Annotated in this window: 12 protein-coding genes; 4 read left to right on the top strand and 8 right to left on the bottom strand. The window is 71.1% G+C overall.

Annotated elements, in window-relative coordinates; genetic code table 11:
- The 5 genes from Q1K70_RS15850 to Q1K70_RS15830 form a co-directional block, all read right to left on the bottom strand.
- On the bottom strand, positions 1-1,958 hold a 1,958-nt coding region (locus tag Q1K70_RS15850; RefSeq protein ID WP_300161485.1), incomplete at its 3' end, for a methyl-accepting chemotaxis protein.
- A 204-nt stretch (positions 1,959-2,162) separates the two neighbouring features.
- A complete protein-coding gene (locus tag Q1K70_RS15845) occupies positions 2,163-2,639 on the bottom strand; it encodes a YfcE family phosphodiesterase (RefSeq protein ID WP_300161483.1) in 477 nt (158 codons plus the stop codon).
- 5 nt (positions 2,640-2,644) lie between these two features.
- Complete coding sequence (locus Q1K70_RS15840; protein WP_300161481.1) at positions 2,645-3,298, bottom strand: HD domain-containing protein; 654 nt, start codon at positions 3,296-3,298, stop codon at positions 2,645-2,647.
- Between the two features lie 54 nt (positions 3,299-3,352).
- On the bottom strand, positions 3,353-4,552 hold the full coding sequence (gene argJ / locus Q1K70_RS15835) for a bifunctional glutamate N-acetyltransferase/amino-acid acetyltransferase ArgJ (protein ID WP_300161479.1): 1,200 nt from the start codon (positions 4,550-4,552) through the stop codon (positions 3,353-3,355).
- A gap of 48 nt (positions 4,553-4,600) precedes the next feature.
- Positions 4,601-5,125 carry an EF-hand domain-containing protein gene (locus Q1K70_RS15830; RefSeq protein WP_300161477.1) on the bottom strand — a complete coding sequence of 175 codons (525 nt, stop codon included), beginning with the start codon at positions 5,123-5,125 and terminating at the stop codon, positions 4,601-4,603.
- A 121-nt stretch (positions 5,126-5,246) separates the two neighbouring features.
- Here Q1K70_RS15830 and Q1K70_RS15825 point away from each other — a divergent pair, with 121 nt between their 5' ends.
- From Q1K70_RS15825 to Q1K70_RS15815, 3 genes are all read left to right on the top strand, one after another.
- Positions 5,247-6,413 carry a tetratricopeptide repeat protein gene (locus Q1K70_RS15825; protein ID WP_300161475.1) on the top strand — a complete coding sequence of 389 codons (1,167 nt, stop codon included), beginning with the start codon at positions 5,247-5,249 and terminating at the stop codon, positions 6,411-6,413.
- Between the two features lie 114 nt (positions 6,414-6,527).
- On the top strand, positions 6,528-6,842 hold the full coding sequence (locus tag Q1K70_RS15820) for a hypothetical protein (RefSeq protein WP_300161473.1): 315 nt from the start codon (positions 6,528-6,530) through the stop codon (positions 6,840-6,842).
- Between the two features lie 570 nt (positions 6,843-7,412).
- Complete coding sequence (locus Q1K70_RS15815; RefSeq protein ID WP_300161471.1) at positions 7,413-8,132, top strand: hypothetical protein; 720 nt, start codon at positions 7,413-7,415, stop codon at positions 8,130-8,132.
- On the opposite strand, the gene Q1K70_RS15810 is transcribed toward Q1K70_RS15815, so the two are convergent.
- On the bottom strand, positions 8,068-8,310 hold the full coding sequence (locus Q1K70_RS15810) for a hypothetical protein (protein WP_300161469.1): 243 nt from the start codon (positions 8,308-8,310) through the stop codon (positions 8,068-8,070). The genes Q1K70_RS15815 and Q1K70_RS15810 overlap by 65 nt on opposite strands.
- Positions 8,307-9,674, bottom strand: a complete 1,368-nt coding sequence (locus Q1K70_RS15805; protein WP_300161467.1) for an NAD-dependent succinate-semialdehyde dehydrogenase — start codon at positions 9,672-9,674, stop codon at positions 8,307-8,309. The genes Q1K70_RS15810 and Q1K70_RS15805 overlap by 4 nt, the downstream gene beginning before the upstream one ends.
- 224 nt (positions 9,675-9,898) lie before the next feature.
- On the opposite strand from Q1K70_RS15805, the gene Q1K70_RS15800 reads away from it, so the two are divergent.
- Positions 9,899-10,825, top strand: a complete 927-nt coding sequence (locus Q1K70_RS15800) for a LysR family transcriptional regulator (protein WP_300161465.1) — start codon at positions 9,899-9,901, stop codon at positions 10,823-10,825.
- Here Q1K70_RS15800 and Q1K70_RS15795 read toward each other — a convergent pair.
- The gene (locus Q1K70_RS15795; protein ID WP_300161463.1) at positions 10,822-12,432 is read right to left on the bottom strand and encodes an NAD(P)/FAD-dependent oxidoreductase; all 1,611 of its coding nucleotides are present in this window, start codon (positions 12,430-12,432) and stop codon (positions 10,822-10,824) included. The two genes, Q1K70_RS15800 and Q1K70_RS15795, sit on opposite strands and share 4 nt — an antisense overlap.
- Positions 12,433-12,485: the final 53 nt, after the last annotated feature.

The raw sequence follows: 12,485 nt of genomic DNA, 5'->3' as shown, positions 1-12,485 counted from the left end.
GCCCGGCTGATCTGTTCCGAAGCGGCGGACTGCTCCTCGGCCGAGGCGGCAATGGCCTGGATCTGGGAACTGGTGGCATCGGCATGGCCCACAATGGCGGCAATGGCCTGGCCCGACTGCTCGGCCAGGGTATTGGCCTCGGCCACGGCGGAAACGGCCTGGTCCATGCTTTTGATATTGCGGCCGGCGGCGTCCTGGATGGCCCGGATGCGGGACTCCACTTCCTTGGTGGCCACCATGGTCTTTTCGGCCAGCTTTCGGACCTCGTCGGCGACCACGGCGAAGCCCCGGCCGGCCTCACCGGCCCGGGCCGCCTCGATGGCGGCGTTAAGGGCCAGAAGATTCGTCTGGTCGGCGATGTCCTCGATGGTCCGGGCGATGGAGCCGATGCCGTCCGCCTTGGCCGAGAGGTCGGAAACCGAGGCGTAGACCTCCTGGAAACCGTCGTGGATGCCGTGGGCGTCGGTCTTGACCTTCTCCATCTGGGCCTTGCCGTCGGCGGCGGCGGCGCGCGTGCGGTCGGCCAGGGCGGCGGCGGAGCCGGCGTTGCGGGCGATCTCCAGCACCGAGGCGGACATCTCCTCCACGGCCGTGGCCGTCTCGTCGATGCGGCCGGACTGATGCCCGGCCCCCAGGCTGGCCTCCTCGATCTGGGCGGAAAGCTCGCCCGAGGCCGTGGACACGACGCCGGCCACGCCCTTGAGGCGGTCGGCCGCGTGGAGCATGCCCTCGATCCGGGCCGATTCGGCCCGGCTGCGCGCCTCCTCGGCCTGGAGGCGCGCCTCGCCGGCCTCCCGGGCCGTGCGCTCGGCCTCGACCCGGCGCTTCTCGATCTCGCCCACGCTCGCGGCCAGGGTCTGTGTGGTCTGGTTGAGGGCCTCGCAGACCTCGCCCACCTCGTCGCGGCGGCGCACCGTCAGGCGTTCGTCGTAGCGGCCCTGGCCCACGGCCCGCAGCTGCCCGATGATGCGCGTCAGGGGCCGGAAGATCTCCTTGTTCAAGAAAAAGGAGATGAAGCCGCCGATAAGGAGCAGGATGGCGCCGACGGCCAGGGCCGAGCGCCACATGAGCGCGCGCACCGGCCCCACCACCTCGTCTTCGCTGACGAAGGTGAGGAACTTCCAGCCGAGCTTGGGCGCGTCGTGGCACAGGGCCAGGAAGCGCTCGCCGCCCATCTCCACCACGACATGGCCCCGGCCGAGGTCGAAGGCCTGCTTGAGTCCGGCAACGCCGAGCTCCGCGATCTTCTTGAAATTCTGCCCGGCGTCGCGGGGGTTGGAGATGACCACGCCGTCGCCCTGGACGAAGACCACGTAACCGGAGCGGCCGATCTTGATCGCCTTGACGATGTCCGTGAGGACCGTAAGCGAAATGTCCACGCCCACGGCCCCGAGGCGCTTGCCGCCCTCGGAAGCCACCTTGGTCACGCCGACCACGGCCTCGCCCGAGGTGGACATGTAGGCCTTGGAGATGACCGGGCGGTCCGGCGCGGCCAGGGCGTCGAGGTACCAGGGGCGCTTTCGCGGATCGTAGCCGGCGGGAATGGGCCCGTCGAGGCTGGAAACGAAGCCGCCCTCCTCGGAGCCGAAATACACTTCCACATAGGGGGGATGTGAGTTCTGCACCTCCTGGTAGTAGGCCATGATGGCCTTGCCCGCGGCGTCGTCCTCCCGTGGAATGGCCTTGGTCTTCTCCTTGGTGGCGACGTAGGAAGTCAGGGAGGCGTCCACCCGGCGCAGCAGGGGCGAGCCGGCCAGAAGCGTCACGTTGTCCTTGGCCTGGTCCATGAAGATGGTCATGGCGTTGTCGAGCTGGTTTATCTCGCGCGTGACGGCCTCGATGCGCTGCTCGAGGGTCTGGTCGTAGAAGGCCCGGAAAAGGAAGCCGAACACCAACACCATGGGCACGGTCACGGCCAGGAAAAGTCCCAACATGATCTTCAATTTGATGGATTTCATACAACTTCCATTTTTGTCGCCCAGGCGGCGCGACAGAGCCGCGTGCACTTCCAGCGGCCCCGGGTGAGGATGTCCGGCAGGGCATAGCAGACCAGTGCGCCCAACAGGTGACGCCTTTTGACAAAAAAGAAGCATTCGCGCAATCCGTCACGGGACCGAACATCCAGCGTGACGCAGCGGCTCTTGCAGAAGGATCGGAGAGCGTCAGACGGATACGAAGCGGATCGAGTGCACACCCTCCCCTTCCTGACAATCGAGCAGGGCCAGGGAGCCGCCGGGAGAGCAGGAGCCGGGGTTGACCAGGCGCATGCCGCCGATGACCACGTCCTCGGCGGCGTGGGAATGGCCGAAGAAGACCAGGTCATAGCGCTTGGCGAAGGCCTTGGCGATGCGCGCGGCCAGGCCCGGCCGGGGGCCCCAGCCATGGGTGACGGCCAGGCGCAGCCCGCACAGGTCGCGCTCGAGAAGCGGCGGCAGCTCGGCGGCCAGGTCGTAGCCGTCGGAGTTGCCGGCCACGGCCTCGAAGCCCGGGTGGCGCAGCAGGGAGGACCACAGGCCGTATCCGGCGTGGTCGCCGCAGTGGTAGACGCGGTCGGCCGGGGCCAGGTGGCGCTCGTAGACCGCCTCGAACCAGGGGGTTGGGGCGCGCAGGTGGGTGTCGGACAGGACGGCCACGCGCATGGCGGCTATTCCTCCTGCCCGCCGCCCCGGCCAGGGGCGCGGCCGTTCTTGCGGTTCCACCACTCCCGGTCCGGGGCCGTGAACCACCATTCGGCGTGGTCCGTGCCGGCCACGGCCCGGGCCAGCTCCCGGCCGGGTTCGGTGCGCAGCCTTGCCATGGCCGCCTCGATCCAGGCCGCGGCGTAGCGGTTGCCGCGGTCGAGCTCTTCTTTCAGGTTGGCGATGAGGTCGATCTGGTCCGCGTCCTGGGCCAGCCTGGCTTCCTGGGACTCGGCCGCCTCCAGCTCGTCGAAAAGGGGCATGACCGCGCCGGACAGCCCGGTGCCGGCCAGGGCGTCGGCCATGGCCCGGCGGGCGTCGCAGGTGTTGTAGAGCTTGTTGACGTAGTTGAAGTCGCCGGTGCGGGCCTCGTGCAGGTCGTGGAAGAGGCACATGGCCATGGTCTTTTGCGGATCGGCCCCGGCCCGGCTGGCCAGGACGAAGCCGATCAGCGCGGCACGGAAGCTGTGCTCGGCCACGTTCTCCGCGCCCGAGCCCAGGAACTGGTAGCCCGTACGCGGGGTCTTTCGCAGCATGCCGGCCTCGAACAGGAAATCGGCCAGCCGGGTCAGGCGGTCGCGCTCGCTCGTGTCCACGCGGCCGGGATTGTCGCAGGTCATGCGCACCTCGCGGCGGCACGGCCCCTTCGCGGGGCCGCGCCGCGCCAAAAACGCCTACGTGCGGTAGTCGGCGTTGATCTTGATGTAGTCGTAGGTCAGGTCCGAGGCCAGAAGCAGGTAGCGGCCCGGGCCCTTGCCGAGCTCCACGTCCAGGCTGATCTCGCCGCGGCGCATGTGCGGCGCGAGCAGCGCGTCGAGGTCCTCGGGCACGGGCATGCCGCGCGTAAAGACCGTCACGCCGCCGATGCGCACGCTCACGGCCTCGGGGTCGAAGGTCGCGCCCGAGCGGCCAAGGGCGGCCACGATCCGGCCCCAATTGGCGTCCTGGCCGAAAAAGGCCGTCTTGACCAAGGGGGAGTTGCCCACGGCCCGGGCGGCCAGTTCGGCCTCGGCGTGGCTGGCCGCTCCCTGCACCTTGATGCGCAGGATCTTGGTGCCGCCCTCGGCGTCCTGGATGAGCATGAAGGCCAACGCCTGGCAGACCTCGACCATGACGGCGAGCAGGGCCTGCCGGCCCTCGGCCGAGTCGATGACCACCTCGGAGGCGCCGTTGGCCAGGCCCAGGACGCAGTCGTTGGTGGAGGTGTCGCCGTCCACGGTGATGCTGTTGAAGCTGCGGTCCGCGGCAGCGGCCACGGCCTCCTGCCACCACAGCGACCCGACTTTGGCGTCGCACAGGAGCACGCCGATCATGGTGGCCATGTTGGGCGCAATCATGCCCGCGCCCTTGCACATGCCGAGCACGCGCACCTCGCCGGCGTCCGTGGCGAGCGTGCCCCAGGCGATCTTGGGGAAGGTGTCCGTGGTCAGGATGGCCTTGGCCGCGTCCACGGCCGAGGCCTTGCCGAGGCTTTCGGCCAGGGCCGGCACGGCGGCCTTCCATTTGTCCATCTTGAGGCGCTGGCCGATGACGCCGGTGGAGGCCGGCAGGATCTCCTCGGGGGAAAGGTCAGTCACCGAAGCCACCAGGGCCAGGGTGGCCCGGCAGTCGGCCAGGCCGTCGTCGCCGGTGCAGGCGTTGGCCTGGCCGGAGTTGACGAGGATGGCCCGGGCGTGGCCGCCCGAGGCCTGGAGCTGGCTTTTGGCCACCAGCACGGGCGCGGCCTGGAAGAGGTTTTTGGTGAACACCCCGGCGGCCACGGCCGGCGGCTCGCTGGCGATGAGCGCCAGGTCGTCGCGGTCGGGGCGCTTGAACCCGGCGGCGGCGGTGGCGAAGGAAAATCCCTTGGGCAGCGGGATCACGGGCGAGGTCATGCGGTCTCCTTGTCTGTGGGGCTCGTCGAAAGCGGTCTCGAAAAGGCGTCAGGGCGCGGGACGCGGGGCCGCGCCGCCCGGGGCCATGGGCGGCGGCGCGGCCATCTCCTCGCGGGTCAGCACGCCGTCGTCGTTCTTGTCCAGCCGGCGGAATTCCTTCTCGTGGAAATTGCGCCATTCCTCCAAGGTTACCCGGCCGTTGCGGTCGGCGTCCATGGCGTCGAACAGCCGGTTCATGTTGGGCGCGCCGGCCGGTCGGCCTGCCCGGGCCGGCGGGATGGCGGGCGACTGAGCCGGCACGCCGGCAGGAGCCGCGGCCGGGGCGGCGGCGGCCGGCGCGGTCTGGCCCACGGGGCCGTACAGGGGCCGGCCCTGAGGCGCGGGCGCGGAGACGGATGCGGGCGGCGCGGGCGACGGGGAAGCCGGCGGCCCGGCCTGGTCGGGATTGTAGTCCGGCGAGGGGTAGGACGTCTGCACGGCCTTGCCCGACGGAGCGCGGCTCTCCCCGGCGCAGCCGGCGCACAGGCCGGCGGCGAGGGCCAGACAGCAGGCCACGGCGCGAAGCTTTTCCACGGCGTCCTCCTTGCCGCCCCTCTCTTTGGGCGGCGGGCGCAAGGAACCAAGCTACACCAAACCACCCCGCCAGGCCATACCCGGCCTTGACAGCCCCCCGCCGCTTTGCCAAGCCCCAGCCATGCACCGTCTCATGCGCATCCTCGTCGTCGCCGCCTGCCTGGCCGCGCCCGTCGCGGCCCGGGCCATGAGCCTCGACGACCAGCTCTTCTACGGCACGGAATCCCTGGCCCGGGGCCGGTTCGACCAGGCCCTCCAGGCCTTTGCCACGGTCCTGGCCAGCGACCCCCAAAACCCTTACGCCGCCAGCCGCCTGGCCCTGGCCAAGCTCGGGGCCGGCCGCCCGGAGGAGGCCAGAAAGCTCCTGGAAGCCTTGGTCGCCGCCCGGGGCGACGACCTGTTCGCGCTGTGGACGCTCGGCTGCCTGGACCTGCTCGAAGGCAAGCCCGAAGCGGCCGGGACTCGGTTTACGGCCATGGCCCAGGCCGATCCGGGCAACGCGCGAAGCCTGGTCGGCCAGGGGCTCGCGGCCGCCGCCACCGGGCGCACGGCCGAGGCCATCGGCCTTTTGGCCAAGGCCCAGCAGGCCGACAGCGCCGACGCCCTGGCCAGACTCCTTTCGGGGCTGGCCTTCTGGACGCTCGACGCCCCGGCCAACGCCCGCCTGGAGCTGGAGGCGGCGCTCGAGCTCGAACCCCGCAACACCGCCGCCCTGGACCTGCTCGGACTCGTGTACAAGCGCCTGGGCAAGGTCCCGCTGGCCAAAAGCGCCTGGGAGCAGGCCCTGGCCGTGGACGCGGGCGACGCGCGGGCCCGTTTCTTCCTGTCCCGGCTGGCCCAGGACGAAGGCTTGGCCGCCGCCTTGTCCGACCGGCCCGACGAGTCCCGCCGGGCCTACGAGCGGGCGCTTTCCATCGACCCGACCAACGCCGCCGCGGCCAAGGCCCTGGGCGTGCCCATCCCCATGGCCGCGCCGCCGGCCCTGGCCGGCCGGCCGACGGACAGGCCCGGCGGCGAGCCCGAGCGGACCGTCCGGCCCAAAGCCCGGAAAGCGGCGAAACAGCCGGCGGCTGGCGAGACGCCTTCGCCCGCCGCTCCAACGCCTGAGGCGGCGCGCCCGGACGGACAAGTCGCGCCGGCCGCCACGGAACACAAGGCGGCGGACAAACCCAAAAAAAGCCGCAAGAAAGCCGCGCCCGCGCCGGCGCAAGGCCCGGCGGCGACGGAAGGCGTGCCTGCGCCAGGCGCGCCCGTCCCGCAGGTTACGCCGACCCAGCCCGCGCCCTGACGAGGCGCGCCGGCGGCAACGACCCCATCCCGGCCCGAGCCCGGTTGACGCCCCGAGCCGGTTCGCGCAACCTGTCCCGGCCAACCCCGGAACACCTCACGCAAAGGAGGAGGCATGCACCGTTTGCTCATCCCGGCGGCCCTGATCCTGGTCCTTGGTCTGGCGGCCACGGCCTCGGCCCAGGGCTTCGCCCCCAAAAACTATGCCGACTGCGTCATGCTCAACGCCAAGCGCGCCGCCTCGCGCGACGGCGGCATGCTCATGCGCCGGGCCTGCAAGTGCCGCTACCAGGACGCCAAGGCCGAGGAATGCCGCGTCTATTCCCCGGCCGCCCTGGATTGCATGATCAGCAACCTGATCACGGCCGAGCGCGACGAGCAGGCCTGGGGCGTGGAGCGGGCCTGCCGCACCAAGCACCCGGCCCAGTGAGCCCCGTCGCACCAATGCGAACGGCCGCCCGGCATCTGCCGGGCGGCCGTTTTTTTTCCGGCGCACAACAAGAAAGCGGCTCCAGGTCGCCATCCCGGAGCCGCTTTCTGAAATGTCCTTTTCGGAGGAAGGATGCCTTGCCTATAGCAACTGGCGTGCCAAACACTCAAAAAATATAAAAAATACCATTATTACAGCATATTATAAAATATTGCACCCCATAGCCGCTTATCCGACCGCCTTCCGGGGGGCCTTTTTCGGTACAAATGCTTTTACCCGCCCCGGGAACTGCCTGGAAGCCCGTTCAGGTTTTTGTACAGCTCCCAGCAATCTTCAAATACTCGTGCAATTCAAGACAGATAGGAATCCGCTCTCGATACTCCGTCGCCCCCTGCCCCCTGGGCGACGGCCTGGCGGGGCGCGGCCGGAAAGGCGCGGTACAAATCCTTGTCCCCGCATGCCGCGGGCGTCCTGGGCGACCGTTGCGCCATGGGCGCGAAGCGGCGCAACCATCCCGGCGCGACGGGCGACACATCGGCAGGCACGCCTCATAAGGACAAGGAGCGTTTCATGGAATTTCACGTCGCGGTCGCGGGGATGCCCGTTTTCCATTTCTCCACGCCGGACCTGCCCATCCCCATGCCGACGATTCCCTGCCGCGACGGCGCGCCGTGCCTGGCCGCGCAGCTGACCGGCGGCTGTCTGGTCAAGGCGGCCGTGGCTCCGGTGCTGACGCGCCTTTCGGGTGTGGTCTCCCATGAACGCGCCATGGTCCTGTGCAAGGCGGGCGGGCGGACGCATTATTTCGAGGAAACGGGGCAGCGAGCCGTCTTCCGGCTGCTGCTGGCCGGGATGCAGTATTCGGGCTGCCCGTTTTTCAGCCTGTTCGCCAGGGTGCCGGCCGACGCGCCGCTTCGAAGCGCCTACGCGGCCTTCGCCAGACTCCTGCGCGCCCTGCCGCGAAACGGCGGGACACGCTCTCCGCTCTGCCCGGAAGAATTCGCCACGAGGCTGGAACGGGAACTGGAAAACCACCTCGCCCCCGTCCTGGAGGAAGCCAGGCGTCACGTGCGGGGAGACGCCGCCGTCAACGCCGTGATCCTCATGCTGAGCGGCATCCGCCTGGCCGCCGACTGGGCGCGGCGCAAAGAGGCAAGCCGGGCCGCCCGTTCCCGCGAAGCGGCCCGCGCCTTCCCTCCCGGCGCGTTGGGGCCGCCCGGGGCGGCTACATCCCCTGGAGCAGGCGGTTGCGGCGGCGGCGGGCGATCTCGTGCCGGGTCTCCAGGGTGAGCTTCTCCTGCTTGGCAGCGAAGATCTCCTGGGCGTAGCACACGCCGGCCCTGGGGTCCTCGGCGTCCATGAGTTCGCGCACGCGCTTGGCCACGGCGGTCTTTTCCGCTTCCAGGGAGGCCAGATCCGCCTCCAGGGCCTCGATCTCGGCCGCCATGTCCTGTTCCTGGCCGCTCATGCGTCCTCCACGATGATGGACTTGATGTTGCAAAATTCCGTAAGCCCCCAGCGGGCCAGTTCCCGGCCGTAGCCCGAGCGCTTGACCCCGCCGAAGGGCAGGCGGAAATCCGAGCGCGGCACGGCGTTGACCGCCACCATGCCGGCCTCGATGCGCCGGGCCAGGGCCAGGCCGCGCGCCGTGTCCGCCGTCCACACGCTGGCCCCCAGGCCGTAGGCCGAGGTATTGGCCAGGGAAAGCGCCTCCTCTTCGTCCCGGGCGGCGACGATGGCGGCCACCGGGCCGAAAAGCTCCTCGTCGAAGGCCGGCATGCCCGGCCGCACGCCGGTCAGCAGCGTGGGCGCGTAGAAAAAGCCCGGCCCGGGCAGGCGATTTCCGCCGAGGACGCAGCGCGCGCCCATGGCCACGGATTCGCGCACCTGGCGGTCGAGGTTTTCGAGCAGGTCCAACCGGGCCAGGGGGCCGACGGTGACGGCCGGATCGGTGGGGTCGCCCGGCACATGGGCGGCCAGCCGCCCGGCCAAGCGGTCGGTGAACTCGGCCAGAAGCGGCGCTTCGACGATGAAGCGCTTGGCCGCGATGCAGGCCTGGCCGCAGGCGCGCATGCGGGCCGTCTCGGCCGCGGCGCAGCAGTCGCCGAGCGCGGCGTCGGCCAGGACGATGAAGGGGTCGGCCCCGCCGAGCTCCATGACCGCCTTTTTCACGGCCGCGCCGGCGAGCCCCCCCACGGTCGCGCCGGCCCGGGCCGAACCCGTGAGCGTCACGCCGCGCACGGCCGGATGGTTCACGGCCTCGGCCACCAGGGCCTCGGGAACGCGCAGCAGGGAAAACACGCCGCCCGGCAGGCCGGCTTCCTCAAAAAGCGCCTCCAGGGCCAGGGACGCGCCGGTGACGTTGGCCGCGTGCTTGACGGCCACGGCGTTGCCGGCGGCAAGGAGCGGCACGGCGGCGCGCAGCACCTGCCAGTAGGGGAAATTCCAGGGCATGACCGCCAGGATGACCCCCAGCGGTTCGTAGACGACCATGCGCCGGCCGGTCTCGGAGGGCAGCGCCTCGGGCGCGAGCCAGCGCGGGCTCATCTTGGCGTAGAACCGGCAGGCCCTGGCGCAGCGGCGCACCTCGGCCCGGGATTCGGACAGGAGCTTGCCCATTTCGCGCGTGGCCAGGCCGGCCAGAAACTCCACCCGCTCCTCGAGCAGGTCGGCCAGGCGCGACAGCACGGCCAGCCGCCCGTCCAGGGGCACGTCGCGCCAGCGCGCCTGGGCCGCGGCGCACTCGTCCAGCACCTGCCTGGCGGCCGGGGCGTCGAAGGCGGGATAGCGGGCCAGGGTCTGGCCGGTTGTCGGATTGATGCTGACGAACATGGGGTTTGGCTCGCGGACGCCGGTGCGCCGGGAGGAGAGACCTCTACCGCTTTTGCGCCCCCAAGCCAAGCGCGCCCAAGCGGCGGCCGCAAGGGCGCGGGACCGGGCGCGCGCCCGGCCGCCCGCCCGGCGTTCGGGAACCGCGAACGTTGCGGGGGCCCCCGATACGGGCTAGTCTTGCCGCGACCGCCAATACCGGCCCAACGCATTCCGGGAAACCGAACATGCTCGACCCCTGGCAATTGCGCACCTTCCTGGCCGCGGCCGAGAGCCTGTCCTTCCGCCAGGCGGCCAAGGAGCTGTCCCTGGCCCCGTCCACGGTCACGGCGCAGATCAAGGCCCTGGAGGACGCCCTCGGCGTGCCGCTTTTCCGGCGACGCCGCGGCGGCACGGCCCCCACCGAGCACGGCCGCCGGCTCATGGGCCTGGCCCGCCGGCTGCTCGACCTGGAAGCCGAGATCCGCCGGGACGTGCGCCGGGACGGCGAGGCCTGCCCGGAACTGGCCGTGCGCCTGTCCGAGAGCCTGGGCCTGGCCGTGGCGCCCCAAGCCGTGGCCGCCTTGCGCAAGCGCTACCCCCATACGCGCCTGGTCCTGGCCACCCATTCCCGACAGGGGCTGGCCGGGGAGCTGCGCCAGGGCGTCATGGACATGGGGCTGCACCTGGGCGAGCCCTTCGCCGCCGAGGGCGTGGTCATGGAGGAAATCCACCGCGAGCCGCTTTGCGTCGTCGCCCCGCCGGACGCGCCCGAGGCGCGGCTGGGGGCGGTGGGGCCGCGTGAACTGGCCGGACGGGAGCTTTTCGTCACGCGCCACGTGTGGAACGTCCGCCGGCGCATCGAGGCCGCTCTGGAGCGGGCCGGCACGCGCCTTGGCGCGGTGGTCGCCTGCACCAGCCTGCCGGTGATCCTGCGCTGCGTGGCCGCCGGACAGGGCTTCGGCGTGGCGCCCTGGCTGGCCGTGCACCAGGCCCAGGCGGCGGGGGAGCTCGTCGCCCTGCCCTGGGCCGAGGAGGCGCTTTTCGCGCCGGTCCTGGTCGTGCGCCGCCAGGGCTCCCGGCCAGGACCCGCCGCCGAGGCCTTTCTCCAGGGCGTAAGGGAAGCCCTGGCCGCCCTGCCCCCGCCGCCCCAGGCGCTCGTCGCCCGTTCCTAGGCCAATATTTCGCCCATGGCCTGGTAGGCCTGCCGGCCGGCCATGAGCGCGCCGGTGTAGCCGCCGCCGGGGCTGCCCCAGGCGCTGGCCAGGAAAAGCCCGGGCACGGTGGTGGCATTCGGCAGGCGGCTGAGAAACGCATTGTCGGGCGTGGGCGCGAAGCCGTAGATCGCGCCCCGGGCGTTGCCCGTGAAGCGCCGGTTGGTCAGGGGCGTCGCGGCGTCGCGCATGACGATCCTGGCGGAGAGCCCCGGCAGCACGGCCTCCTCGGCCCGGCGGATCAGGATGTCGGCCAGCCGGCGCTTCTCGGCCACGTAGGCCGCCTTGCGCCCGGAAAGGTAGTCCGCCTCGAAGGGCCGCCAATGCTCGTAGCCGCACAGGCACACCAGGCAGACCGTGGAGCAGCCGGGCGGGGAAAAGCCGGGGACCAGGTTGTCGTAGAGCATCATGGAGAAGGAGGCCTTCTCGAAATCGCAGGCCATGGCCGCGGCGTAGTTGGCCTCCATGTCCAGGCTCGGATAGACGGACAGTTCCGGTTCGCCCAGGACCTCGGTGACGTCGCGGTCAAGGCCCAGCCAGACGATGACGCTCCCCGGACTGGGGTCCAGGCGGGCCATCTTTTGCCGCTCGCCGTCGGCCGCGCCCCCCGGAAGGAGCAGACCGTCGAAAGCGGCCGGAGCGCAAGCGTTCAGCGCCACGGCCCGCGCGTAGGCATCCCGGCCGTCAGCCGTGCGCACGCCCACGGCCCGGCCGTTTCGCGTCAGGATGGAGGCCACGCGCGTGCGCAGGCGCACCTCGCCCCCGGCGGTGGCGATCACGTCGCCCAGCGCGTCGGACAGGGCCTGGGAGGTGCCCCGGACGTAATAGCCGCCGGATTCGAGGTACTGGCCCGTGGGCACGAGGTAGTAGAAGGCCGACAGCCGCGAGGGCGGCAGGCCGTAGTAGCCGCAGCTCTGGGTCAGCACGGCCCGCAGCCGGGGGCTTTGCACGAAGGGCTCCAGCACCTGGGCCACGGTCTTGTCCCGGATGGCCCACAAGTGGGGAAAACGCCGGGGAAAGTCGCGGCCGTCGCCGCCGAGCCGGGCGGTCTCGTCCATGACGGCCCGCCACAGGGCGAAATAGCGCCCCAGGCCCTCGGCCTCTCCGGGGAAAAGCGCCGCCAGCTGCCGCTCGAAGCCGCCAAGGCCGGTCTTCGCCGGAACGTCCAGGGGAAAGCCCGGGAAGCGCGAGGCCCAGGCATGGGGATGGGCCGCCAGGCCGATCCTGTCCCACAGGCCCAACGCTTCGAGCATGGGCCGGGTGTTCGGCGTGTCCAGGGCCGAGGCGTGCAGCGACACCTCGCAGGCGAACTCCCGCCCGTTGCCGTCGCGGCGGGCAAAGGACGTGGCGTAGCCGCCCAGGCGATAGTGCTGTTCGAGGAGCAGCGTCCTGTGGCCGGCCCTGGCCAGGTGCGCCGCGCAGCAAAGCCCGCCGAGCCCGGCACCGACGACGACGGCGTCATAGTTTTCCGACGACGACGACGATGTCGCGGCCTCGGCAAAGCGCAAGCCGGACAGTCCCGATGCGGCGGCAAGCGCGGCCGCGCGCAGGAAGCCTCTGCGATTCATGCCCTACCTCCGTGTCGCTCCTGGGTCGCTTCTATCCGTTTCGCGGCCGTTGC

It is taken from the genome of Solidesulfovibrio sp. (assembly GCF_029978005.1).
Classification (GTDB): domain Bacteria; phylum Desulfobacterota; class Desulfovibrionia; order Desulfovibrionales; family Desulfovibrionaceae; genus Solidesulfovibrio.
Note: the sequence above shows the minus strand (reverse complement) of the source record. Positions and strands in the feature narration are given on the sequence as shown.

Coding starts and splice junctions, on each gene's coding strand:
- Q1K70_RS15845 (WP_300161483.1), bottom strand. CDS start 2,639: ATGCGCGTGGCCGTCCTGTCCGACACCCACCTGCGCGCCCCAACCCCC.
- Q1K70_RS15840 (WP_300161481.1), bottom strand. CDS start 3,298: ATGACCTGCGACAATCCCGGCCGCGTGGACACGAGCGAGCGCGACCGC.
- argJ (WP_300161479.1), bottom strand. CDS start 4,552: ATGACCTCGCCCGTGATCCCGCTGCCCAAGGGATTTTCCTTCGCCACC.
- Q1K70_RS15825 (WP_300161475.1), top strand. CDS start 5,247: ATGCACCGTCTCATGCGCATCCTCGTCGTCGCCGCCTGCCTGGCCGCG.
- Q1K70_RS15820 (WP_300161473.1), top strand. CDS start 6,528: ATGCACCGTTTGCTCATCCCGGCGGCCCTGATCCTGGTCCTTGGTCTG.
- Q1K70_RS15815 (WP_300161471.1), top strand. CDS start 7,413: ATGGAATTTCACGTCGCGGTCGCGGGGATGCCCGTTTTCCATTTCTCC.
- Q1K70_RS15810 (WP_300161469.1), bottom strand. CDS start 8,310: ATGAGCGGCCAGGAACAGGACATGGCGGCCGAGATCGAGGCCCTGGAG.
- Q1K70_RS15805 (WP_300161467.1), bottom strand. CDS start 9,674: ATGTTCGTCAGCATCAATCCGACAACCGGCCAGACCCTGGCCCGCTAT.
- Q1K70_RS15800 (WP_300161465.1), top strand. CDS start 9,899: ATGCTCGACCCCTGGCAATTGCGCACCTTCCTGGCCGCGGCCGAGAGC.
- Q1K70_RS15795 (WP_300161463.1), bottom strand. CDS start 12,432: ATGAATCGCAGAGGCTTCCTGCGCGCGGCCGCGCTTGCCGCCGCATCG.